Here is a 22,855-nt window from a genome sequence, read left to right on the forward strand (position 1 = left end):
AGCTGAACCCACAGAATTAGAACTTTGTGAATGAACAAATCTGGGATGTGTTTTAGCACCTTTTGCTTCGTTCACGCCCGCCCCGGAATGGAATTCGGGGCTAATCGAACGAAGTCCACTAAAGGGGACTGAAAACCAAATTAGATGTCTTCAGTCCGTTTCAACGGACTTCGCACTGTTAGCCCCGAATTCTATTCCGGGGCGGATGAACAACGCAGCGAGAAGCCTCTAAGACATGTCCTAGAAATTAAGCTTAGTTGTATCAGAAAAATCAGCCCATCAGAGATTCAATCGATCTCTAATTCGTGATCTGATAAACAGCTTGATGTAAACAGTTGTAGTACTGATTGAAGAACAATTTGAAAGCAGAGTTCCCGTTTATGAATCCATCGCTGCATTCCCTCGGTGTTCCTCCGAATGCTTGGTATGTTGATGAATCGATCGCAGATTTAACCCGACCCGCGATCGCACCTCAGCCGATCGTGCTCGACACCGCAACTAAAACATTGCGTCTAGATCTAGCTAAATCTGCACTGATTGTCATCGACATGCAGAATGATTTTTGTCATCCGGACGGTTGGCTAGCCCATATCGGAGTCGATGTTACTCCTGCACGATCACCCATTGTTCCTATCCAGCAATTGCTGCCAATTCTGCGACAGATCGGAGTCTCGATCGTATGGGTGAATTGGGGAAATCGCCCCGATTTGTTAAACATCAGTCCTGCAACCCGACACGTTTACAACCCGACAGGAACGGGGATAGGTTTAGGCGATCCATTGCCGAAAAACCAAGCGCCTGTGTTGGAAAAAGACAGTTGGGCAGCCGCGATCGTCGATGAACTTCAACCCACCGAGAGCGATGTCAAAATTGACAAATATCGTATGAGTGGATTTTGGGATACACCGTTAGACAGTATTTTGAAAAATTTAGGCAAAACAACGCTCTTTTTTGCAGGTGTGAATGCGGATCAATGTGTGATGACAACGCTACAAGATGCGAATTTCTTAGGCTATGACTGCATTCTTTTGGAAGACTGTACCGCAACAACTTCGCCAGAATTCTGCTTACAAGCAACCTTGTATAATGTAAAACAATGCTTCGGATTTGTGAGCGATTCAACAAAGTTGATTGATGGAATTAAATCAGGTATCAAAGTTTCAAATTAGTGAAACAATAGCCAAACTGCCATACACCTTTCTGATTGATTTTTCTGGTATCAAAACATCCAGAACGAAGACATGATATAGTGTTCCGATTTCCTAGGAAAAACGAAAATATGGCAGTTCCTGAAAGTTTAAATTCGCTAAGAATTCCTGATTTTAATGGCGATGGTCGGACTGATCTTTTCAGTTTAAATACCAATACTCGTGTTGGAGAACTTGCGCTAATTGCAGGAGTTCGATCGCTTGGATCAAGCTCATTTCCATCGATTCCGGCAGGATGGCAAGCGCCGAAATATGGCGATTTTAATGGCGATCGCAAAACTGATTTGCTGTGGCGAGATACGACCACCGGGGAGAATGGAATTTGGCTCATGAATGGCACATCGATTCAGGGTGGAGCCTTTCTCGATCCGCTTCAAGGCGATTGGAGAAGCGTGATCGGTGAATTTAACGGCGATGGAAAAACCGACCTATTCTGGTACAACTTCAGCACCGGAGACTATCAACTTTGGTTAATGGATGGATCGCAAAAAACTCGACAAATCGGCGGCAAAATTGACGGAGGATGGGAACCGTCGATCGCTGATTTCAACGGAGACAATCGTACCGATTTGTTCTGGCGCAACCCAGAAACAGGCGGAAATTCATTCTGGACATTTGACCCGCAAACATTAACGATTTTCGGTGAGTCGCTCCCCGTAAAACCGATCACTTCAAGCGCTGAAGTGATTGATTTCAATGGAGACGGACGTAGTGGTCTCTTTTGGCGCGATCGCTTAACTGGGCAGAATCAAGTTTGGACTTGGACAGGAAGCGGATTCCAACCTGATGCAACCTCGATCGAGCTTCCGAGCACAAGCAGCGATCTCACGATTCGGATTGCTGATTTTAACGATGATGGTCGCACTGATTTTCTCGTTCGCAATCCCAGCACCGCCGAAGATCAAGTCTGGCTCTCTGAAGGGACGAGAGTGCAAATTCTCCCGGTCGCGAGTCAATCCGCTGGGTTCCGAGCGGCGATCGGAGATTACAACGGCGATCGATTTTCAGATATTCGCTGGACAACAACGGATGGAACGCAGAGCGTCATTTGGTTCAGCAATGGAATTCTACCGAAACCAATGGTGCCGTAGGATGACTTAAGCGATTCCTGCATGTTCCAAAAATGATGAAGCCCTATCTGAATCGAGAGGGCTTTCACAAAATCAACTGGTAACTGAAATCTTGCGCCATTTTCAAGAAGGCGTATTTCGAGCATTTCGTTCATCGCATTCACCCGCCCCGGAATGGAATTCGGGGCTACCTGTGCGAAGTCAGTTGAAACTGACTCAAGAAGCCGAATCTACGCTCTTCAGTCCCCTTTAGTGGACTTCGTTCTGTTAGCCCCGAATTCCATTCCGGGGCGAGGCAGCGCAATGAACAAAACGCTCGAAATTCGTCCTGTCGCCATTGGTACAAGATTTCAGGTAACGCTAGCAGTTTGTTGAGAGACAGAATCGCGATATTCCTCCACAATCTTACGAAACTGCTCACCCTCGATCGTTTCTTGTTCCAGCAGCACATCGACTAAGCGATCGACTAATGGACGATTGTCGCGCAACAGTCGGCGGGCTTCCGCATAACAGAATTTCGCAATCTCTCGCACTTTCTGATCGATCTGGCTTGCGAGTTCTTCAGAATATTCAGACTGCGGCATCATGCTCCGTCCTAGAAACACTTCGCCGCCTGAGCTTTCAAACGCAACTGGACCCAAATCAGACATACCAAACATCGTCACCATTTGCCGCGCAATTTGAGTGACTTTGCCAATATCGCTGGCGGCTCCAGCATCGATCGCATCTTCTCCGAACACTTCCGCTTCAACCGCTCGACCCCCTAGAATGACTTTAATTCGATCGAGCATCCAAGCACGAGTATAAAGACCACTATCGATCGTTTCTTCATCTGGAACGGTCTGTGAGAAGCCTTCGATTCCACCGGCACGTGGAATAATCGTCACTTTGTTCAGCGGATCAGCGTTTGTCAAAATCGTTGTCAGTAAAGCATGTCCGATTTCGTGATACGCGGTCATACGCTTACGGGTCGAATCGAGCAGCGGATTTTTTGCAAGTCCGATCGACACTCGATCGATCGCATCATCGATTTCCAGCATCGTGACCGCATCTTTCCGACGACGTGCTGTGAGAATTGCCGCTTCATTTAATAAATTCGCCAATTCAGCCCCAGAGAATCCCGGCGTTTGACGAGCAATTTTTTCGAGATCTACTTCATCTGACAGCTTTTTATTCCGGGCATGAACTTCGAGGATTTTCAGGCGACCTTTACGATCGGGTAAATCGACGGTGATTTGTCGATCGAATCGTCCCGGACGCAACAACGCAGAATCCAACACATCCGGGCGGTTTGTCGCTGCAATAATGATGATTCCAGTATTGCCTTCAAACCCATCCATTTCAGTCAATAACTGGTTTAGAGTTTGTTCCCGTTCATCATTACCGCCACCGATACCCGCTCCACGTTGGCGACCGACCGCATCAATTTCATCGATAAAGACGATGCAGGGCGCGTTCTCTTTCGCTTTCTTAAATAAGTCACGTACACGAGAAGCACCGACCCCGACAAACATTTCGACAAATTCGGAACCGGAAATTGAGAAGAACGGAACACCCGCTTCACCCGCGATCGCTTTTGCCAACAATGTCTTGCCTGTTCCCGGCGATCCAACGAGTAGAACCCCTTTCGGAATTCTCGCTCCAACTGCCGTAAACCGTTCAGGCTTCTTCAGAAATGTGACGACTTCTTGTAATTCTTCTTTCGCTTCTTCAATCCCTGCGACATCATCAAACATCACACCCGTTTTGGCTTCCATCTGAAACCGAGCGCGAGACTTTCCGAAGCTCATCGCTTGTCCAGGACCACCCGGAGAATTGCTCGATCGACGTAGAATCAGCAGCAATCCTGCAATCAACAACATGAACAGCAGCAGATTCGCCACCAGTCCGACCACAACGCTATTATCTGCGGTGGGTTGAGAATCAAACGTGACCTTATTTTTCCGAAGTCGATCGATGAGTTCTGGATTGCGATCGAGGAGTTGCACTTCGATCGGTGGCTCGTTTCTGTTCGCGCCTTGCAGTCGAACTCGTGCCACATTCTGAGCTTCATCGATTTCGACGCGCTCGACTTCACCCGCATCAATTTTCTTTAGCAATCCGGTGTAGCTCAAAGACTGACGGGCTTGAGCCATCGCGGGAGCACTCATGAGCAGGCTTTGAAGCAGTAGCCAGCCGATGACAGCAGTTTTGCCTGCCTGCGATCGAACTTTTTTGAGCGACAGCGATTGAGCCAAATTCCGTGAGCCTTTCATTGTGTGTTGCCTTTTGTCGGGTGGGACAGGATCGGGGGACGATAACAAAAACAATAGAGTTCACGCAGGACGCAACTCTATTTCCTTAGTCTAGCCCTCTCAATACGAATTCGACACTTGAGCGGGGGGAGATTCGGGAGTGTACTTGACAATTTTGAGACAGTTGCGCTGTCCTTGACGATCGTAGCTGACTTCATCGGCTAAGCGTCGCAATAAAAACCAGCCGTATCCTCCTTCCTGTAGAGTTCCTGGCTGGGGTTCTCGAATATTGTTGGGATCAAAAGGTTGTCCCCAATCCCAAATCTCGATTTCCATTCGATCGTCGTGTAGAGCGACCTGAATGTCGATCGAAGTGTCATGTGAGAGTCCTGAATGGGCGTGACGGACAGCGTTGGTAAATCCTTCAGCTAAAGCGAGATTAAGGCGGTGGAGTTGATTCTCACGCCGGGGAAAATGGGGATCATGTTGATACCAAAATTTCTCAAACCATTTCTGGACATGGTTCAAGACTGTGAGGTTACTGTTAACCGACAGATGATCTTGCTGAAACATGCTTCGATTCGTTCACTCGATCGCGGGGTCTGGGGTTGATTTCTATTTCAAACTATATTTATGATACGTGTCTTTTCAGCGTCAACGCGTTGTATTTTCTCTAAAAATCACTGGAAATTTTGGCACTCAGTATCAACAATATATAGACTTTTATCAATGGAAGTGATTGATATTTAGCGCTTTTCGCTGCAATTGTAGCAGTTCTTGAATTCCTTTCTCAGCCAGGTTCATAATCTGATCCAATTGTTGCCGAGTGAAGCTGCCTTGTTCGGCTGTGCCTTGAATTTCGATGATTTCTAGCGCATCATTCATCACGACATTGCAATCGATATCTGCTGTGACATCTTCGGGATAATTTAGGTCAAGAAATGCCTCGCCTTCGATCAGTCCAACCGAGATGGCAGCGACTTGGTGACGAATCGGAGAGCGATCGAGTTCTCCTTTTTGGATCAGCGTGTCGATCGCGTCATGCAGCGCGACAAATGCACCTGTGATCGAAGTGGTTCGGGTTCCAGCATCGGCTTGAAGAACATCGGCATCGATCGTAATCGTTCGTTCTCCGAGTGCCTGCATATCGAGGACTGATCTCAAGCTGCGTCCAATCAGGCGTTGGATTTCTTGGGTGCGTCCAGAAAGTTTGAGGAGTTCGCGCTCTTGTCGATCGGGAGTGGCTCCCGGTAGCATTCGGTACTCAGCAGTGAGCCAGCCTTGCCCTTTGCCTTCGAGAAATCGGGGGACTCTAGATTGAATGCTAACGGTGCAAAGGACTTGGGTGTCACCGCAGCAGGCAAGAACGGAACCTGCGGAGAATTTGGTAAAGCCACGGGTAAAGGTGGTGGGACGGAGTTGGTCGGGTTGCCGACCATCTGGACGCTGCCAGGACATGGAATTTCCTCAAATCTGTGATTTAGCATACCGTCCACGGTTTGGTTTAGGTAGGGAGATTCCAGATTGTTTTCAGATTTGGGGTCATAATCCCGCGAACCATTCGTATCCCTGATCTTCCCAATAACCCCGCGATCGACCGAGTTTGCTCACCAACGTAATCCGCGTTACCCATTTACTCTGCTTGTATCCCAGTTTGATCGGGGATGCCAATCTGAGTGGTGCACCATTTTGAATCGGTAATGGTTCACCGTTTATCTGATACGCCATGAGCGTTTGAGGATGGAGGCACGATCGCAGATCCCAACTTTCAGAATAGCGATCGGCAGATTGAAAATAAACATACTGCACTCCCGGTTTCGGCTGTGCTAGTTGGATTAGATCTCTCAAACGAACACCGCCCCATTGCACGATCGCTGCCCATCCCTCGACACACACATGCCGAATAATCATTGAAGTGAGCGGCAATTTGTAAATCTCATTCAGGCTTAATGATAACGGTTGATTTACTTCACCATCAATGATTAATCGAAATTTCTCTGAATCAATTACGGGAGTAAAGCCGAAAGTATTGACGATTAATTGACCTCGCTCAATTTGACTAGCCGCAAATTCAGGCACAGGCGTTTCCGGCTTTAATAATAGTTCCTCAACTTTCTGATTTAAAGGTTCTGTCGCAGCACCCACCAGATCAGCAAAAATTGGAACACCACAACCGCCGAGAATCAATCCTGAACTTGAAACGCCAGCAATTTTAAGAAAGTCACGTCGCGAATAATTCTGCATTACCGTTACCAAAACATCGAATCGATTAATCGAGAGCCGCCGACTTTTAGCGCTAAGAAGGAATGTATGATCGCGAATCCGATCACAGTCGGAACACTAGAGAAATGAACAATCCTCAACGCTTGCCAATCTCCGAATAAATCAACAATCCAGGGAAATTGAGCGGGTTTGTACATTCCGATGCCGCTGAGGATGGCAAGTAAAAGAATCGGCACGATCGCAGTGTAAGCAACCCGATGCCAAGCATAATATTTCCGTTTCGGATTTTTTCCGGTTTGGAGTGCCTTGATATCATTTGCACCAACAAATCGATGTTTCCATCGCTGTGACACGATCACATAAATCCCATACCACAGCAAATTCAGCGAAAATAATCCCATTCCAGCAAAGTGCCAATCTCGCCCACCTGCTAACCATCCACCCATCGTGAAAATCGGCGGAATCGGTATTCCTGCTCGACCTCCAAACACTGGATTGGCGTTGTAAATTTGCAGTCCACTGGTCAGCATGACGAATAGACTCACGACATTAATCCAATGAAACGTTTTAGCAAGAATCGCCTGTTTCGGTAAAACCTTGAGTTCCATCGCGCTTCACAAAAGATCACATGCTCTTAATGTGACACAAAAAAGCTTCCAGAGTCGATCGACAAACCCACTCCGGAAGCTTCATCCTTGAGGAGAAAACACTAACGCTTACTGTTGCTGTGTCCCGTTGTCACCAAAACCCGTTCAGCTAATTTGTCGGGGACTTCTTGCAGATGATCGAATTCGTACTGAAAGAATCCGACTCCCATCGTTTGCGATCGCAGTTCCACAATCAGATCGTGCATTTCTGCCTGCGGTAATAACACAATCACATCATCCCAACCAACCCAGCCTTCTTTCGCGTCGTAGCCCAACACCTGACCACGCCGACCTCTAGAGAGCCGCAGCACTTTTGAGGTGAAATCAGCGGGAACAGAAACTGTAACTCTGACGATCGGTTCTAACAAGACAGGTTCACATTTCGCCATGCCTTCCTGCATTGCAATTCGAGCGGCTTGCTTAAAGGCTTGCTCAGAACTATCCACACTGTGATAAGAACCATTCGTTAAAGTCACCGCAACATCGACCACTGGGAATCCAAGCGGACCCGTGGAAAGATATTCCCGTACACCCATTTCGACACCGGGAATGTACTGTCTCGGAACGACACCACCGACGATTTTTTCACCAAACTGGAAGCCATTACCGCGTGATACAGGTTGAATATCGAGATAGACATCACCGAACTGTCCATGTCCTCCGGTTTGGTGCTTGTAGCGTCCGTGGGAATTAGTAGCCTTGCGAACCGTCTCTTTGTAGGGGACTTGCGGCAGATGAGTAGACATCGGCAGATTGTACTTGCGTCTTAAGCGATCGAGTGCTACCTGCAAATGAATTTCACCCTGTCCCCACAAAATGATTTCATGCGTATCGCCATGTTGCTCCCAACAGATGCCGCAATCTTCTTCGAGCAGTTTCGCCAATGTTCCGGTGAGTTTCACTTCATCATTGCGCTTCTCTGCCTGAATTGCCATTGCATAGACAGGCTTGATCTGTTGAGGTTTGGGAAGTGCTTTTACTCCTCCACTGGAAAGAGTATCTCCAGTTTTAATCCCTTCCATTCGAGCGAGAGCAACAATCTCACCCGATTGAGCAGAATTCACACTCTGTTGCTGTTGACCCATCAGGCGATACATTCCACCAATGCGAACTCCGTTGAGTGACATGCCATCGGTGATGGTTCCTTGCCAGACTCGAACTAATGAAAGCTTTCCGCCTTGCTGTGTGTTGTAGGTTTTCAGAACTTGAGCAATTTCGGTGTTTCCAGGTTTGATACCGCGATGTTCTGCGATCGTATCCGGTTCTGGAGTTTCCCGCAGTAATGCAGAGAGTAGCGGACGAACTCCAAAATCTCGATCGGCACACCCAAAGAACACAGGCACAATCAAGTCTGCACCCAATTCCATCTTCAAATCTTGCAGAATCTCATCTTCAGGCGGCTCAATTTCTTCTAACAGTTCCTCTAACAGATGATCATCCCAGTTTGCCAGGGTTTCGAGCATTTCCATTCGCGCAAGCTGCTCTTGATCCTTCAGTTCCTCTGGGAATGAAACCGGGTCAGCAGGTGCACCAGGATGATAGTGATAAGCTTGCTCCGTCACTAAATCAATAAATCCGGTTAGCGATTCTCCACGACCGATCGGATATTGATGCGGAATCAGTGGACGACTCGAAACCGTTTTCAGTGCGTGTAGCACTTCCATAAAGTCCACATCAGCGCGATCCATCTTGTTGAGGAAGACTAAATGCGGAATTTCCCAATCATCTAGGAACTTGAACAAGGGCGATAAAGTGAGAACACGATCGACAAGCGCTTCAGTCACCACCACAACCGCATCGACCCCGATCAACGCATTCAAAGCTTCTTGAGCAAATTCCACCGAACCCGGACAGTCGAGAAACGTGAACCGCACATTTTCGTAAATCGTCGAAGCGGTGTTAATCTCAACGGTCATTTGGCGATCGCGGGCTTCTTGGCTGCTGTCTCCCACGGTGTTTTTGTCTTGAACGGTTCCTTTGCGAGACACTGCATTGGTTACCCAGAGCAAACTTTCGAGGAGTGTTGTTTTGCCGCTGAGATAAGGACCTACGATCGCCACACTTCGGATGCCAACTGAATCACTTTTCATACCATTCTCCTAGATATTGAAATAGCAATCTTTCTTCGATTTCAGAATGCAGAAACCGACCCAATTCTTTGCAATGTAGAGTGCAAGAGTTGAGCAATTTCTGATTATTCGATCGAAGTCAATTGATTGTGTTGAAACGAAAGATTTTCAACCTGAAAATCGATAATGCTGAATTATCAAACTGTTGTGATCTCGCTGATCAAAACCTCAGATTGTCTTAACGAAAAGGGGCGCGTTTGACCGCACCCCTTTTCGTTATTTTACGAGCGATTTCACCGTGTCTGTTGTAGTCTTCCCATTGCCGTTGTGGTGATGGGTGTGTCCGTTGTTGTTACGAGGCTGAATCACACCATAACCGCCATGATTGCGCTCATAGGCGACATTGATTTCACCCGTCTCGACGTTTCGGAACATATAGAAATCATGTCCCACCAGTTCAAGCTGCTCGATCGCTTGATCGACGGACATCGGAGTCATTGAGAAGTATTTGGTGCGAATGACTTGTGCGGGGAGTTCTGGCTCTCGATCGAGATTGAGATCTCCGATCACAGGTTGATCGCCCAAATTTGCTGTTGCTTTTTCGTGTCGATGATTGGATCGTTTTTCTTTGTATTTTCGCAAGCGACGGGCAATTTTATCTGCTACTAGATCGATACTTGCGTAGAGATTTTCACTTCCTTCCTCGGCACGAACAACAGTGCCATTTGCATAGATCGTAACTTCTGCAATTTGCCGAACTAATCGGGGGTTACGACTAACAGAGAGATGGACATCGACTTCGGTTGTAAGGGTTTCATAATGGCTTACCGCTTTCTCGATCTTTTGATGAACGTACTCGCGTATCGCATCCGTAACTTCGATGTTCTTTCCCTGGATCACAAGCTTCATATAAGCTATCTCCTCCCCTGAAGTGGTGGGTGATTAACATTCACACTAACACTTTGTATTCTGGCAAACCATTCCGTTAAAAATGTTTTGCATCTGTTGATAATTCTTGATTCGCACGATTCGGTAATTTCATCTGATTTTCGCTTGATTTTTTAGCAAAAATATTCCAAAGTGAAGTGTTTGGGGATAAAAGCTTCATGCGATCGTGTTTGCTCTACTCTACAGGTTTGACCCCTTACAAAACTGCCTGGGACTTTCAGCGATCACTAGTAGATGCACGCAAGCAAGATCCAAGTCTCCGTGATGTTTTGATCCTGTTAGAGCATTATCCCGTTTACACGTTAGGACACGGTTCGGATATTAGCTTTTTGAAGTTCGACCCCGCTCAATCCGAATATGAACTTCATCGGATCGAACGCGGTGGAGAAGTCACTTATCACTGTCCAGGTCAAATCGTAGGCTATCCGATTCTGAATCTGAACAATTATCAGCGAGATTTGCATTGGTATCTTAGACAGTTAGAAGAAGTAATCATTCGCGTCTTAGCTGTATATGGATTAGTTGGAACGCGAATTTCAGGATTAACCGGAGTTTGGGTGGGCGATCGCAAATTAGCCGCGATCGGGATTAAAGTCAGTCGTTGGATCACCATGCACGGGTTTGCTCTGAATGTGAATCCAGATTTAAGTGGATTCGATCGCATTGTTCCCTGTGGTATCGCAGACAAAGCCGTCGGAAGCCTTGAGCAATTTGTGCCCGGAATCACGATCGACGAAGTGAAACGAGAAATTGCGATCGCATTTGCTAACGTGTTTGAGGTAGCTTTAGAGCCAGCTTCACTATGAATCGCTCAAATCGACGTGGAAAGCACAAGATTTTTATCGGCATGTCTCCGGGTGTGGGCAAAACCTACAGAATGCTCGAAGAAGGACATCGACTAAAACAAGAAGGAGTTGACGTAGTAATCGGACTGCTCGAAACGCATAATCGCCACGATACGATCGAGAAAGCGATCGGCTTAGAGCAAGTTTCGCGTAAATTGGTGACTTATTCTGGAGTGACGCTCACCGAGATGGACACAGAAGCGGTGATTGCTCGTCAGCCTCAGCTTGCTTTAGTCGATGAACTCGCTCATACCAATGTTCCAGGCTCTGAGCACGAGAAACGCTATCAAGATGTAGAGCAGATTTTAGCCGCTGGAATTGATGTTTACTCGACCGTGAACATTCAGCATTTAGAAAGCTTGAATGATTTAGTGGCTCGAATTACGGGCGTTGTCGTGCGGGAACGAATCCCCGATCGCTTACTTGAACAAGCGGATGAAGTGGTCGTCGTCGATGTCACGCCTGAGACTCTAGAAGAACGACTCAAAGACGGAAAAATCTACGCACCTGAAAAGATCGATCAATCACTGCAAAACTTTTTTCAGCGTCGAAACTTGGTTGCACTCCGAGAACTTGCATTGCGAGAGATTGCTGACAACGTTGAGGGAGATGCGATCGAAGACACGAACCCAAACACAACTGCTCCCTACTGCAATATTCATGAGCGCGTGTTAGTTTGCGTTTCAACTTATCCCAATTCGCTTCAATTGCTTAGACGCGGAGCGCGAATTTCAAACTACATGCGTGCGCCACTCTACTGTGTCTTTGTCGGCGATCCAGATCGATTTCTCACGAAGGCAGAAAGTTTACAGATTGAGACGTGTGAACGGCTTTGCAAAGAGTTCGACGGACAGTTTATTCGCGTTTCAGACCTCGATATTGCAAAAGCGATCTCTGAGGTTGCAAAACGGTATCGAATTACTCAAATTGTGATTGGAGAAAGTCAGCGATCGCGCTGGAAAACTTTGCTCAAAGGCTCCCTCACACAGCGATTGTTAAAACTGCTGAAAAACATTGATGTCCACATCATTGCAACCGAAAACAAAACATAAAGAATACAATCGATCGTAGAGTGCTCAGTAGGTTTCATGCGTCCGATTTATCTCGATAATCATTCAACCACACGAGTAGACGATCGCGTTTTAGCCGCAATGCTGCCGTTTTTCACCGAGCATTATGGCAACGCTGCAAGCGTGACGCATTCTTACGGCTGGGAAGCAGAAGCCGCCGTCAAACAAGCACGAGAAACGATCGCAGAAGCAATTCACGCCACACCTGAAGAAATTATCTTCACCAGCGGTGCAACTGAAGCGAATAACTTAGCGATTAAAGGAGTTGCAGAAGCTTACTTCAATCAAGGGCGACACATTATCACGGTTCAAACCGAGCATAATGCTGTGCTTGATCCTTGTCGCTATTTGGAATCGCTTGGATTTGAAGTGACGTATCTAGGAGTCGATCGCTTTGGCTTAATCGATTTGACTGAACTCGAAAAAGCCATGCGTGACGATACGATCTTGGTGTCGGTCATGGCAGCGAACAATGAGATTGGCGTGATTCAACCGATCGACAAAATCGGTGAACTCTGCCGCAGTCGAAATATTCTTTTTCACACCGATGCCGCACAAGCGATCGGCAAAATTCCCCTCACTGTTCATAACGTTGATTTGATGTCGATTACAGGTCATAAGCTTTATGCGCCAAAAGGAATCGGTGCCTTGTACGTGCGGCGAAGAAATCCCAGAGTTCAACTCTCTGCACAATTACATGGAGGTGGACATGAGCGAGGAATGCGATCGGGAACGCTCTACACTCCTTTGATCGTTGGACTGGGAGAAGCGATCGAGATTGCCGATCCAATTTCTGAGGCGATGCACGTCGGAAAATTGCGCGATCGTTTGTGGGAACAGTTGCAGATCGAAGGCGTTCATCTAAACGGACATCCAACTCAGCGTTTACCTGGAAATCTAAATCTCAGCATTGAAGGAGTCGATGGACAGGCATTGCTTCTCGGATTGCAACCCACGATCGCGGTTTCATCCGGTTCCGCTTGTACCTCCACAAAAATTGAACCGTCCCATGTTTTAAGCGCGATCGGGGTGCCAAAAGAATTAGCGTTTGCGTCGATTCGCTTCGGAATTGGGCGATTTAATACTGAAGAAGACATCGATCGGGCGGCTCACGCTGTTCAAGAAACCGTTGATTCGCTGCGGCAAATTTAGCCCTCTATCTTGAGATTTTGAATGAGAAATGCGATCGCGTGTTCATAATTATGCACGCTTTAAGAAATCTGTAAACCGTCGATATAACGAAATCGTTTTCTATCTGATTCTAGAAGGGTAATCTCACTGGATCGATCAAACTTATAGAATCAGTTATTAAAAAATAGAATGATTTCAGAATGTAAAACTGTTTTCGCCCGTAAAGAAATTTGGGAATACCTAATTCATAAGAAGAAAGATTTGCTTCACGTTTCCTGTGATCCCTGATGGGTTCTTTACCATAATCAACCGTTCTCAGTGAAATCACTGGAATAGTTTCATCCTTCTTTAGAATGATCCCCGAATTCTAAAGACAATGTGAAAGTCCTTTTTCAAAAATAGCTTCTACAACCCAGACCTAGAAGCGATTTCCAAGGATTTCATCACGTTTAGTCGAGCGCATCACAACTCACAATAGAGAGTAGAAACTAGGATCTTTGTGAAATTTCTATTGCTCGTAAACAACGGTTAAAAATGAGTAATTTATTTCACAAACTGTTTCTCAATCGACAGCATTTCATTACGAATCTGAAAACTTCATTAAGAAGTATCCCTACTGTTTCACATTAATTATCGCGATCGCCCGACCAATGAAAAGTAACGATGCCTTCACCTCAACTTGTCGCCATTGCCGTTTTTATTCCCCCGAAGGGCGGCGTGGTGGTCACTGTAGCCAACTCAATGTTTCTGTCCAAAGCACCTGGAAAGCCTGTTCCTTAGCAACCCGGATTTTTGAACCGGAATGGGAATTTTCTGGACTTCCGGTGTGGCACAGCGAAACGGCTTTTGCTCGGCAGGCGGATTCAGAAGGTCAACCGTTTACTTATGTGGTTGAGCCAGTAGAAACCAAGTCTGAAGTTTCTGTGACATCGATTTAATGATCTCTAAAATCGTGAAATCGCATTCTCCTGTAGAGTGCGATTTTTTCATGCAAAAACGTCGAGATCAAACGAATCTCGACGTTTCAAGCAGTTTTCATCTCAACTAAGGATTTTGTGCTGCCGTTGTTTGCTCAACTTTCACAGGTGAATCCGAATCGCCTAGAACCACTAAACGCTGATTCGGATCGGCTCGATTCGTTTGCTCTTGAACGATCGCGGTGGTTTGCTGAGGATCAAAATAACGATTAAAGTCTGATTTCAACCGGGACACGCGGGTATCTGCGGTATGAACTTCGGCTTGGATTTCTTTTAGTTTTGCTTGTTGATTGAGACTATAAGGAATTAACTGTACCAGAGCAGCGATCGCTGCACCGGAAATCACGACATTGACGCTGAGTTTCGCGATCGCTTCGGCTGCCAAAACGCGGTCTTGCTGTGGACGAGAACGGCGCGACGATTTTGGGGAGCGAGAACGACGAGATCTAGGAGACTCAGGCGGTTGTGGTAGAGGAAGTGCATTCATGGGTTCATACAGCGGTGACAGCAAAAAAGCAACTCAAGCACGAAGAAATTCACTCTGAAATTTATTCTTGTGACGACGTGCAATTCTAGTCAGTACCTGATCCAACTCTTCACCTCTTGCAAGCGAAGAACTGCGAGTTTCAATCCATCAAAAAAACTTGATTTCTTGTTGGTAGAGCTTACTTAAAATTGCAAATCTGGAACCCAAAATCAAGAAGTACGAGTGAACTAAGTGCGCCAGTCACAAAAAAGACAAAAGTTAAAACAGAGAAAAGCAAGAAAATTTAGCTTTTTTGGGTCTTAACTGTTGGGTTTCTTGTGTGTTTTGTTGCCTGGTTAGCCTACCTGAGCGGAAAGAACCCATTCAGGCAGGAAACTTGCCTAGATAGTTTACTTGCTCAATTGCAAAATGATCACTGAATTTACAGTTTTCTTTCCGCAATTTGCTCGTTTGCTTCTAAGATCGTCTCCTGCCTAATTCGAGCCTTTACTTGTAAAGCTCAGTTGCTAACCGAAAAGCGAGGACTCCCGGAATGAGAGCCACGACCAGCGCAACCAGAACTTGAGTATCAGATAAAGACATGTTTGAAACTCCTTATCTCAGGGTTATAGTTCCTCAATGTGAACGAAAACGCACATTTCGGAAAGTGGTTGTAACAAGATGCAACAGAAAAACCCCTGAATTTTGCATTTTTCAGGGGTTTCACTGCCTTAAGCTTCGTGCTGGGCGGGGTTTTGTTCTAGAGTTTCGTTGTGTTCCACATTGCGCTCGTACCAGCGCATCAGTGGGGTAGAGGTGACACCGTGGAGCAGGACGGAAAGGACGATCGTCCAAAACGTGATCCAGGCGATCTGCTCCCCATCGTAACCCTTCAACCCGTGACCGAATGTGTAAGCCAGGTAGTAGATCGAGCCGACTCCTCGGATTCCGAACCAGCCATAGAGCCAGCGAGTCGCGGGATGGACTTTTAAGCCGATCGTACTAATCCAAGCGCCGAGCGGTCGGATGACGAAAATTAAACTAAAGGCGATAACGAAAGCATCTCCAGCAAATTTCAGCATCGGTGCAAATCGCAGCATTGAGCCGAGTAGCAAGATGGTTCCGATTTCTGCGAGTTTTTCTATGCGTTCGATGAAATGAAGCTGATTCTCGGTGTACTCATCGTTTCGTCTGCGTCGCATGGCGATTCCAGCCACAAAAACCGCTAAAAATCCGTAGCCATAGACCAATTCAGCGAGAGCATATGTGATGAAAATTGCGCTGAGGGCAACAAAATCTTCCATCAAATCGTCTGAAGTGCGAAAGCGTTCGAGTTTTTTATCGATCCACTTAATCGCTTTTGCCACGAGAAATCCGACCACGATTCCCGCAAAAATTGCCCAAACTAAGTCGATCGCAATCCATCGATGAATCCATTCTCGCCAATTGTCCTTCTCAATCCAGTGAATGCCAAAATAAACAAACGGAAATGCCAGCGCATCATTTAATCCGCCTTCTGAAGTAATGCCGAATCTTAATTCATCGCGATCTTGTGGATCTTCGAGTTGAACTTCTGAAGCCAACACCGGATCAGTCGGAGCGAGAATTGCCCCCAAAAGAATCGATAAACCCCAATCTAATTGGACAACATAATGCGCGATCGCTGCAACCGCAAAGATTGTAATCGGCATGAGTAAACCGATTAGTCGGATTGTCGATCGCCAAGCTCCGTATTGCAACGGACGACTCATTTTCAGTCCGCAACTAAACAGAGAGATTAAAACAACGATTTCGGTCGCTCGTTCGAGAAAATTTGCATCCGGGCGAATCTGAACCAAATTCAATCCATAAGGACTCAAAATGATTCCGACAAATAAATAAATGAGCGCATAAGACAAAGGTAATCGAGCAATCCAACCCGATCCCACCGTTACCATCAACAACAGTAAACCAATCACCAATAGATCAAGAATATAGACATCCACAAGCGCCATCCTAGAGTGCAATTCGTCTTCACTCTAAGAGCACGATCAAATCGATATATTGATCTACTGGCAGATCTTATTAGGGCTTGCGGATATAGCCCCATTTTTGATTCAATTTAACGCGGGCTAACCCTTCTCGAAACGAGCCAACCTCCTCGAATTGAGGCGCGATCGCAATTTTTCCAGTGGTATCAATAAAGCCCCATTTGTCACCCATTTTCACGGGTGCTAGTCCATCTGAAAAGTCTCCAGCAAATTCATATTTTGGCTGGACTACAAACTTACCAGATTTATCGATATAGCCCCATTTTTGATTGCTTTCAACTAACGCTAATCCGTTAGAAAAATCAGAGGCAAAGGAAAATTGAGGTGCGATCGCAATTTTTCCACTCGAATCGATATATCCCCATTGTTTGCCTACTCGAACTCGCGCCATTGAATCCGCTAGATTAAATGCTCCATCAAATTGGGGTTGAGTCACAAACTGTCCACTTTGATTGATATAGCCCCATTTCTTCCCGATTCGCGCTGGTGCAAGTCCGGCTGAAAACCGCCAAGCATCCTCGAATTTTGGCTCAATGATCATTCTGCCAGTTTGATCAATGTAGCCATATTTTTCACCGAGTTTGACTGCTGCAAATCCCTGTGAAAATCCCGATGTCAGGGTGAATTTTGGCGGGATCACAACCTCTCCAGTCGGTTTGATAAATCCGTAGCGTTGATTCACTCGAATCGCTGCGAGTCCTTCTTGGAATCTGGAAACTTGTTCGTATCGCGGCTCGATCGCGAAGTCTCCCTGTCGGTTCAGATATCCGAACAGTCCATCGAGCCGCACGATCGCGAGTCCTTCAGAAAATGGCGCGTAAGCTTCTAGCTCCATTTTGGGTGTGACGGTCAGCCGTCCTGAATGATCGATGTAGCGAAACTCTCGACCGAATTGGACTAATGCAGCCCCTTCAGCAAAATCGGAAGCACTATCGAATTGATTCTCGATCGCGAATTCGGTCGGAGTGAGGGCGATGGCGCGTTGTTCGATCGCAACTTTCTGAGGAGCCGCACAAGCTCCGACGGTTGTTAGACTAAGCGCCGCAAGCAAAAGGAGGCGAAACATAACCGTAGTGTGAAAAACGAATACGCTTAGTTTAACGAGGAATAGAAATCGCAACACTAAGATTAGATACAAGTAATCGATCGCCGTTAAACTAAAAGCACTATCGTAAATTACGCAAATGGATCTAACAGTATTAGTTAAATCGCTAGAATCAGGACAGTTTGAAGCATCTGCCTTGGAGATGCCTGCTTATCGAGTAGAAGCAGAGTCGCGGGAAAGTGCGATCAATGCCTTGAAAAATGTTTTGCTTGATCAAGTCAAAGATGTAGAAGTTCTATCTTTACGCTTGCCAGTTCCCGTTTCGCCAACGGTTGAGAACCCGTGGCAAAAGCTTTTCGGAATTTTTCAGGACGATCCCTACTTCGACGAAGTCGTTGAGATTATTCAAGCTGAGCGAGAGGCTTTGGGTGATGAGGAAATTGATCCAGCCTACTACATGCCCAAGGTACTGAATAAACTGCCAGTAACCCTTAAACCAGCGGCTAAACAAGTTGATTCAGCTTATACTAAGCCCCAAGATTCATGACTCGATGTGATCTTGGATACCGATCACGTTTCGCTGATTCTGCGGGGAGATGTGCGCCTTAAACAGCAAGTCGAGCAGCATGCTGAAGCTTGTACAACTGTGATTACAGTTCAAGAAGTTTTTAACGGCTGGATTCCACTCATTAACCAAGCAAAACCGACCGCCGATTTTGTTACATTGTATAGCTATGTAACAAAACTGACTGAGTATCTCAAGCAGACTGGGATTTTGAGCTTTGACCAAGATGCCGATGAATGTTTTAGATTTCTCTTACAGCAAAATCCTCCACTACGAAAAGCGCGTTTACAGAGAGATATGAGAATTGCCGCGATCGCACTTTCTCAGGATGCTACGGTAGTCACTCGAAATCAGCGCGATTTTGGGCAGGTTCCAGGATTAAAACTTGTCGATTGGTCAATTTAGTCAAACTGCTCATTAGATTCGCGATAGATTAGGGACTTGCACTCTCACGGTTTGAAGCGTTTATGCACCGAATTGCTGCGACTCCTGGAGGTTGGACTCCTGATCTCGAAGGCGTTGTGTTTGTTGAGCAAACTCCTGCACCGATCGTTATGATCACGGCGGCGGATACTGATATACAGACGCTCTCTAGTTCACTCGCTCAACTGCCCGATGATTTTCCAGAAGTGCGTGGCGTGAACTTACTTCAGCTTCAGCAGCAACTCACGATCGATACTTATGCAGAAGAAGTCCTAGAAGCAGCGAAGGTGATTGTGCTGCGGATTATTGGCGGTCGATCGTATTGGTCTTATGGTTTGGAAGTGGTGCGCGAAACGGTAGAGCAGTCTGGTGCGATTTTGATTGTGCTGCCGGGGGACGATCGACCGGATTTGGATTTGATGAGCCATTCGACGGTTCCGTTTGCTCAGGTCGATCGAGTTTGGCGGTATTTCAATGAAGGTGGAGTTGAGAACTATCGCAATGCTGTTCAGTTTTTAGCGAAGACGTATCTTGGGGTTGAATGTGAGGTTGCTGATCCTCAAGTCGTGCCGCGAGTCGGATTGTATCGATCGGGCGAGCACTGTAGCTATCGAGCAGGAATACGCTGTAGTGCGCGGAAGGTAGGAATTCTGTTCTATCGCGCTCATTATCTGTCGGGCAATACTGCGGTGATTGATGAACTATGTCAGGCATTGTGCGATCGTAATCTTTGTCCAGTTCCGGTGTTTGTTTCGTCGCTGCGTGATCCCGATGTGCAGAGTGAGTTGTTGAACTATTTTCAGCCAAAGGATCAGGCGCAGATTGATGTTCTGTTGAATACGACCAGTTTTTCTCTAGGGTCGGCGATTCCGTTTGGTATGACGATCGATTCGAGTGCGCCTGAATTGTGGCAGGCGTTAGACATTCCGATTTTGCAGGTGATTCTAAGCGGTGGAACAGTCGAACAATGGCAGGAACAATTGAGAGGACTTTCACCACGAGATACAGCGATTAATGTTGCATTGCCAGAGATCGATGGGCGAATTATTAGTCGATCGATTTCCTTTAAAGCAGTTCAGGCGAAACATCCAGCGTTGCAAACTGAGGTGGTAACTTATCAAGCGGTGAGCGATCGCGTTCAGTTTGTCGCAGAGTTGACGCGGAATTGGGTGGAGTTGCGACGGAGTGAAATTCGCGATCGTAAAATTGCGCTGATTCTGGCAAATTATCCTTCGCGTGATGGTCGGTTAGCGAATGGAGTGGGACTCGATACGCCTGCAAGCTGTATCGAAATTCTCAAAGCACTACAACGCGAAGGGTATACCGTTGAAAATATTCCTGAGACTGGAGATGAATTAGTTTTCAAATTGACAGAAGGAATTACAAACGATCCAGAGGCAAAAGAATTACGCAATGTGAATCAATCGCTGCCGTTATCAGAGTATGAAACGTATTTTGAAACGCTACCTGTTCAGCGATCGGTGATCGATCGGTGGGGATCTCCAACAGAGTCTTTTTCAATTCCTGGGATTCAATTGGGCAATGTGTTTGTTGGAATTCAACCTGCACGAGGGTACGATCGCGATCCATCTTTGAACTATCACGCACCAGATTTAGAACCAACTCACGACTATTTAGCGTTCTATTACTGGGTGAGGGAAGTGTTTGATGCTCAAGCGATCGTGCACGTTGGCAAGCATGGCAATCTCGAATGGTTACCCGGAAAAAGTGTTGCTTTGTCGGAAACGTGTTTTCCTGAGATTGCGATCGCAGCTTTACCGCATTTCTACCCGTTTATCGTTAATGATCCAGGTGAAGGTTCTCAAGCAAAACGACGCGCTCAAGCTGTAATTCTCGACCATCTGACACCGCCGATGACTCGTGCAGAACTTTACGGCGGATTGCAGAAATTAGAGGCGTTGATTGACGAATACTATGAAGCACAGAATCTTGATCCGTCTCGATTGAATGTCGTTCGCGATCGCATTCTTGATTTAGTTGAAAAGGACAATCTCAAAGCTGAGCTTCCTAGTGATTCAGATTCGATCTTAGAATTGATTACAAATACTGATCGCTATCTTTGTGAACTGAAAGAAGCACAGATTCGAGATGGATTACATATCTTTGGGCAATGTCCAGATGGAAGACAATTACGCGATTTGATTGTGGCGATCGCACGTCATCCCCAACCGAATCGAATTGGACTCACAAGAGCGATCGCGGAAGATTGGAACTTAGATTTTGATCCGCTCACTGCTGATCCCGCTGAATCAGCGAACGATCAATTTAGAACAGTTGGAGATGCGATCGCAGCAGTTGAAACGGAAGCTGCTGGTTTAGTCGATCGATTAATTCAAGGTGACATTCCTCAGAACCGCGTCTACACTGCTGAATTGAACTGGATTCACAGCTTTTTACTTCCAGCCTTACAGAATACACATCAAGAAATTGATTTTCTGCTACATGGCTTGAATGGTGGGTATGTTCCCGCTGCGCCATCGGGTGCACCAACTCGCGGAAGACCAGAAGTATTGCCGACTGGACGAAACTTTTATTCGGTAGATATTCGATCGATTCCCACTGAAAGCGCGTGGCAAGTTGGACGCAAAGCCGCAGAAGCGATCGTCGAACGTTACACCCAAGAAAACGGTGAATATCCCCGCACGATCGGGTTATCGATTTGGGGAACTTCGACCATGCGGACAGGTGGAGATGATCTCGCGGAAGCTTTGGCACTCTTGGGAGTTCAGCCTGTTTGGGATGGAATTTCTCGGCGTGTGGTCGATTTTGAAATCCTGCCTTTATTTGTGTTAGGTCGTCCACGTGTCGATGTCACACTGAGAATCTCAGGATTTTTCCGGGATGCCTTTCCCAATTTGATTGATTTATTTGATCAAGCTGTAGCAGCGATCGCAGAATTGAATGAACCAACTGAGCAAAATCCGCTTGCAACTCAGGTGAAACAAGAAACACAGACTTGGATCGATTCGGGGCTAGATGCGGAGATTGCAAGTCGTCGATCGCGTCATCGCATTTTTGGCTCAAAACCCGGTGCTTATGGGGCTGGACTTCAAGGTTTGATCGAATCTCAGAATTGGGAAACCGATGCTGATCTCGCTCGTGCTTACATTAACTGGAGTAGTTACGCTTACAGTAGTTCGGGGGTTGCTCAATCTGCTCCAGAAGCTTTTCAAAATCGACTCAATGAAATGCAAATCGTTTTGCAAAATCAGGACAATCAAGAACATGATCTACTTGATTCTGATGACTATTACCAGTTTCAAGGTGGACTCACGGCAGCAGTACGATCGACACAAGGCAAAAACCCGACAACCTACTTCGGGGATCATTCATTGCCCGAAAATCCGAAAGTACGATCGCTCAAACAACAAATTGCACGAGTCTATCGATCGCGGGTGGTGAATCCGAAATGGATCGCGGGAGCCATGCGACACGGATATAAAGGCGCGTTTGAGATGGCAGCCACGATCGATTTTTTATTCGCTTATGATGCAACGGCTCAATGTGTTGAAAACTATATGTATCAGGGTGTTGCTGAAGCGTATTTATTCGATGGTGCGGTACAAGACTTTATTCGCTCTAAAAATCCTTGGGCACTGCGCGACATGGCAGAACGATTGCTTGAAGCGGATCAGCGGGGATTTTGGAGGCAGGCAGACCCATCCACGCTAGAGCAATTAAGGTCGATCGTTTTAGAAGCGGAGGGCGTGATCGAGGGACACATCTCCTAGAAAAGACGTAGAACTCGATCGTTAATCTCCGTATTTGCGCTCAATTTCTTCAAACGATCTTTAAAGTTCCTACTGAATCATACGGAAATCGATCGAATTCTTATGTAAGATGTACTGTATCAAAGACGAGTCTTCTAGAGAAAATTTAGTGG

20 protein-coding genes are annotated in these 22,855 nt (G+C 46.4%); 9 read left to right on the forward strand and 11 right to left on the reverse strand.

Going from position 1 to position 22,855, the window contains the following annotated elements:
- The first annotated feature begins 380 nt into the window (after window positions 1-380).
- Window positions 381-1,169, forward strand: coding sequence for a cysteine hydrolase family protein (locus NIES2104_RS04995; protein WP_058996335.1), 789 nt, complete (start codon window positions 381-383; stop codon window positions 1,167-1,169).
- A gap of 110 nt (window positions 1,170-1,279) precedes the next feature.
- Window positions 1,280-2,299 (forward strand): VCBS repeat-containing protein, encoded by a 1,020-nt coding sequence (locus NIES2104_RS05000; RefSeq protein WP_058996337.1) that lies wholly within the window; start codon window positions 1,280-1,282, stop codon window positions 2,297-2,299.
- Window positions 2,300-2,628: 329 nt separating this feature from the next.
- On the opposite strand, the gene ftsH is transcribed toward NIES2104_RS05000, so the two are convergent.
- From ftsH to hpf, 7 genes are all read right to left on the reverse strand, one after another.
- Entirely contained in the window at window positions 2,629-4,533 is a 1,905-nt protein-coding gene (gene ftsH, locus NIES2104_RS05005; RefSeq protein WP_058996338.1) for an ATP-dependent zinc metalloprotease FtsH, read from the reverse strand.
- A 99-nt stretch (window positions 4,534-4,632) separates the two neighbouring features.
- Window positions 4,633-5,085: an ATP-binding protein gene (locus NIES2104_RS05010; RefSeq protein ID WP_058996340.1), complete on the reverse strand. Its 453-nt coding sequence runs from the start codon at window positions 5,083-5,085 to the stop codon at window positions 4,633-4,635.
- A 153-nt stretch (window positions 5,086-5,238) separates the two neighbouring features.
- The gene (gene rph, locus NIES2104_RS05015) at window positions 5,239-5,970 is read right to left on the reverse strand and encodes a ribonuclease PH (RefSeq protein ID WP_058996343.1); all 732 of its coding nucleotides are present in this window, start codon (window positions 5,968-5,970) and stop codon (window positions 5,239-5,241) included.
- A gap of 84 nt (window positions 5,971-6,054) precedes the next feature.
- On the reverse strand, window positions 6,055-6,756 hold the full coding sequence (locus NIES2104_RS05020) for a molybdopterin-dependent oxidoreductase (protein WP_058996345.1): 702 nt from the start codon (window positions 6,754-6,756) through the stop codon (window positions 6,055-6,057).
- A 5-nt stretch (window positions 6,757-6,761) separates the two neighbouring features.
- Window positions 6,762-7,343: a cytochrome b/b6 domain-containing protein gene (locus tag NIES2104_RS05025; RefSeq protein WP_058996347.1), complete on the reverse strand. Its 582-nt coding sequence runs from the start codon at window positions 7,341-7,343 to the stop codon at window positions 6,762-6,764.
- A 101-nt stretch (window positions 7,344-7,444) separates the two neighbouring features.
- On the reverse strand, window positions 7,445-9,472 hold the full coding sequence (locus tag NIES2104_RS05030) for an elongation factor G (RefSeq protein ID WP_058996349.1): 2,028 nt from the start codon (window positions 9,470-9,472) through the stop codon (window positions 7,445-7,447).
- 255 nt (window positions 9,473-9,727) lie between these two features.
- Window positions 9,728-10,360 (reverse strand): ribosome hibernation-promoting factor, HPF/YfiA family, encoded by a 633-nt coding sequence (gene hpf / locus NIES2104_RS05035; RefSeq protein ID WP_058996351.1) that lies wholly within the window; start codon window positions 10,358-10,360, stop codon window positions 9,728-9,730.
- Window positions 10,361-10,557: 197 nt separating this feature from the next.
- On the opposite strand from hpf, the gene lipB reads away from it, so the two are divergent.
- From lipB to NIES2104_RS05055, 4 genes are all read left to right on the forward strand, one after another.
- Entirely contained in the window at window positions 10,558-11,205 is a 648-nt protein-coding gene (lipB, locus tag NIES2104_RS05040; RefSeq protein WP_058996353.1) for a lipoyl(octanoyl) transferase LipB, read from the forward strand.
- On the forward strand, window positions 11,202-12,296 hold the full coding sequence (locus NIES2104_RS05045; RefSeq protein ID WP_058996355.1) for a universal stress protein: 1,095 nt from the start codon (window positions 11,202-11,204) through the stop codon (window positions 12,294-12,296). The genes lipB and NIES2104_RS05045 overlap by 4 nt, the downstream gene beginning before the upstream one ends.
- A 36-nt stretch (window positions 12,297-12,332) precedes the next feature.
- Complete coding sequence (locus tag NIES2104_RS05050; RefSeq protein ID WP_058996357.1) at window positions 12,333-13,466, forward strand: cysteine desulfurase family protein; 1,134 nt, start codon at window positions 12,333-12,335, stop codon at window positions 13,464-13,466.
- Between the two features lie 629 nt (window positions 13,467-14,095).
- On the forward strand, window positions 14,096-14,383 hold the full coding sequence (locus NIES2104_RS05055; protein ID WP_058996359.1) for a hypothetical protein: 288 nt from the start codon (window positions 14,096-14,098) through the stop codon (window positions 14,381-14,383).
- A 106-nt stretch (window positions 14,384-14,489) separates the two neighbouring features.
- On the opposite strand, the gene NIES2104_RS05060 is transcribed toward NIES2104_RS05055, so the two are convergent.
- From NIES2104_RS05060 to NIES2104_RS05075, 4 genes are all read right to left on the reverse strand, one after another.
- Entirely contained in the window at window positions 14,490-14,909 is a 420-nt protein-coding gene (locus NIES2104_RS05060) for a hypothetical protein (protein ID WP_072218026.1), read from the reverse strand.
- Between the two features lie 486 nt (window positions 14,910-15,395).
- On the reverse strand, window positions 15,396-15,491 hold the full coding sequence (gene psaM, locus NIES2104_RS05065; protein WP_058996364.1) for a photosystem I reaction center subunit XII: 96 nt from the start codon (window positions 15,489-15,491) through the stop codon (window positions 15,396-15,398).
- A 128-nt stretch (window positions 15,492-15,619) separates the two neighbouring features.
- On the reverse strand, window positions 15,620-16,882 hold the full coding sequence (locus NIES2104_RS05070) for a sodium:proton antiporter (protein ID WP_192843558.1): 1,263 nt from the start codon (window positions 16,880-16,882) through the stop codon (window positions 15,620-15,622).
- A 70-nt stretch (window positions 16,883-16,952) separates the two neighbouring features.
- Entirely contained in the window at window positions 16,953-17,984 is a 1,032-nt protein-coding gene (locus NIES2104_RS05075) for a WG repeat-containing protein (RefSeq protein WP_058996365.1), read from the reverse strand.
- 118 nt (window positions 17,985-18,102) lie between these two features.
- Between NIES2104_RS05075 and NIES2104_RS05080 the strand changes: the two genes are divergently transcribed.
- The 3 genes from NIES2104_RS05080 to cobN all read left to right on the forward strand — a co-directional run bounded on the left by NIES2104_RS05080 (window position 18,103) and on the right by cobN (window position 22,703).
- Window positions 18,103-18,510, forward strand: coding sequence for a hypothetical protein (locus tag NIES2104_RS05080; protein WP_072218027.1), 408 nt, complete (start codon window positions 18,103-18,105; stop codon window positions 18,508-18,510).
- A 6-nt stretch (window positions 18,511-18,516) separates the two neighbouring features.
- Window positions 18,517-18,933: a type II toxin-antitoxin system VapC family toxin gene (locus NIES2104_RS05085; protein WP_058996367.1), complete on the forward strand. Its 417-nt coding sequence runs from the start codon at window positions 18,517-18,519 to the stop codon at window positions 18,931-18,933.
- A gap of 62 nt (window positions 18,934-18,995) precedes the next feature.
- Entirely contained in the window at window positions 18,996-22,703 is a 3,708-nt protein-coding gene (gene cobN, locus NIES2104_RS05090; RefSeq protein WP_058996368.1) for a cobaltochelatase subunit CobN, read from the forward strand.
- Window positions 22,704-22,855: the final 152 nt, after the last annotated feature.

It is taken from the genome of Leptolyngbya sp. NIES-2104, from assembly GCF_001485215.1.
Classification (GTDB): domain Bacteria; phylum Cyanobacteriota; class Cyanobacteriia; order Leptolyngbyales; family Leptolyngbyaceae; genus Leptolyngbya.

What these genes read in the sequence shown, in the direction of transcription:
- NIES2104_RS04995 (WP_058996335.1), top strand. Translation starts at nt 381, where the DNA reads ATGAATCCATCGCTGCATTCCCTCGGTGTTCCTCCGAATGCTTGGTAT.
- NIES2104_RS05000 (WP_058996337.1), top strand. Translation starts at nt 1,280, where the DNA reads ATGGCAGTTCCTGAAAGTTTAAATTCGCTAAGAATTCCTGATTTTAAT.
- ftsH (WP_058996338.1), bottom strand. Translation starts at nt 4,533, where the DNA reads ATGAAAGGCTCACGGAATTTGGCTCAATCGCTGTCGCTCAAAAAAGTT.
- NIES2104_RS05010 (WP_058996340.1), bottom strand. Translation starts at nt 5,085, where the DNA reads ATGTTTCAGCAAGATCATCTGTCGGTTAACAGTAACCTCACAGTCTTG.
- rph (WP_058996343.1), bottom strand. Translation starts at nt 5,970, where the DNA reads ATGTCCTGGCAGCGTCCAGATGGTCGGCAACCCGACCAACTCCGTCCC.
- NIES2104_RS05020 (WP_058996345.1), bottom strand. Translation starts at nt 6,756, where the DNA reads ATGCAGAATTATTCGCGACGTGACTTTCTTAAAATTGCTGGCGTTTCA.
- NIES2104_RS05025 (WP_058996347.1), bottom strand. Translation starts at nt 7,343, where the DNA reads ATGGAACTCAAGGTTTTACCGAAACAGGCGATTCTTGCTAAAACGTTT.
- NIES2104_RS05030 (WP_058996349.1), bottom strand. Translation starts at nt 9,472, where the DNA reads ATGAAAAGTGATTCAGTTGGCATCCGAAGTGTGGCGATCGTAGGTCCT.
- hpf (WP_058996351.1), bottom strand. Translation starts at nt 10,360, where the DNA reads ATGAAGCTTGTGATCCAGGGAAAGAACATCGAAGTTACGGATGCGATA.
- lipB (WP_058996353.1), top strand. Translation starts at nt 10,558, where the DNA reads ATGCGATCGTGTTTGCTCTACTCTACAGGTTTGACCCCTTACAAAACT.
- NIES2104_RS05045 (WP_058996355.1), top strand. Translation starts at nt 11,202, where the DNA reads ATGAATCGCTCAAATCGACGTGGAAAGCACAAGATTTTTATCGGCATG.
- NIES2104_RS05050 (WP_058996357.1), top strand. Translation starts at nt 12,333, where the DNA reads ATGCGTCCGATTTATCTCGATAATCATTCAACCACACGAGTAGACGAT.
- NIES2104_RS05055 (WP_058996359.1), top strand. Translation starts at nt 14,096, where the DNA reads ATGAAAAGTAACGATGCCTTCACCTCAACTTGTCGCCATTGCCGTTTT.
- NIES2104_RS05060 (WP_072218026.1), bottom strand. Translation starts at nt 14,909, where the DNA reads ATGAATGCACTTCCTCTACCACAACCGCCTGAGTCTCCTAGATCTCGT.
- psaM (WP_058996364.1), bottom strand. Translation starts at nt 15,491, where the DNA reads ATGTCTTTATCTGATACTCAAGTTCTGGTTGCGCTGGTCGTGGCTCTC.
- NIES2104_RS05070 (WP_192843558.1), bottom strand. Translation starts at nt 16,882, where the DNA reads ATGGCGCTTGTGGATGTCTATATTCTTGATCTATTGGTGATTGGTTTA.
- NIES2104_RS05075 (WP_058996365.1), bottom strand. Translation starts at nt 17,984, where the DNA reads ATGTTTCGCCTCCTTTTGCTTGCGGCGCTTAGTCTAACAACCGTCGGA.
- NIES2104_RS05080 (WP_072218027.1), top strand. Translation starts at nt 18,103, where the DNA reads ATGGATCTAACAGTATTAGTTAAATCGCTAGAATCAGGACAGTTTGAA.
- cobN (WP_058996368.1), top strand. Translation starts at nt 18,996, where the DNA reads ATGCACCGAATTGCTGCGACTCCTGGAGGTTGGACTCCTGATCTCGAA.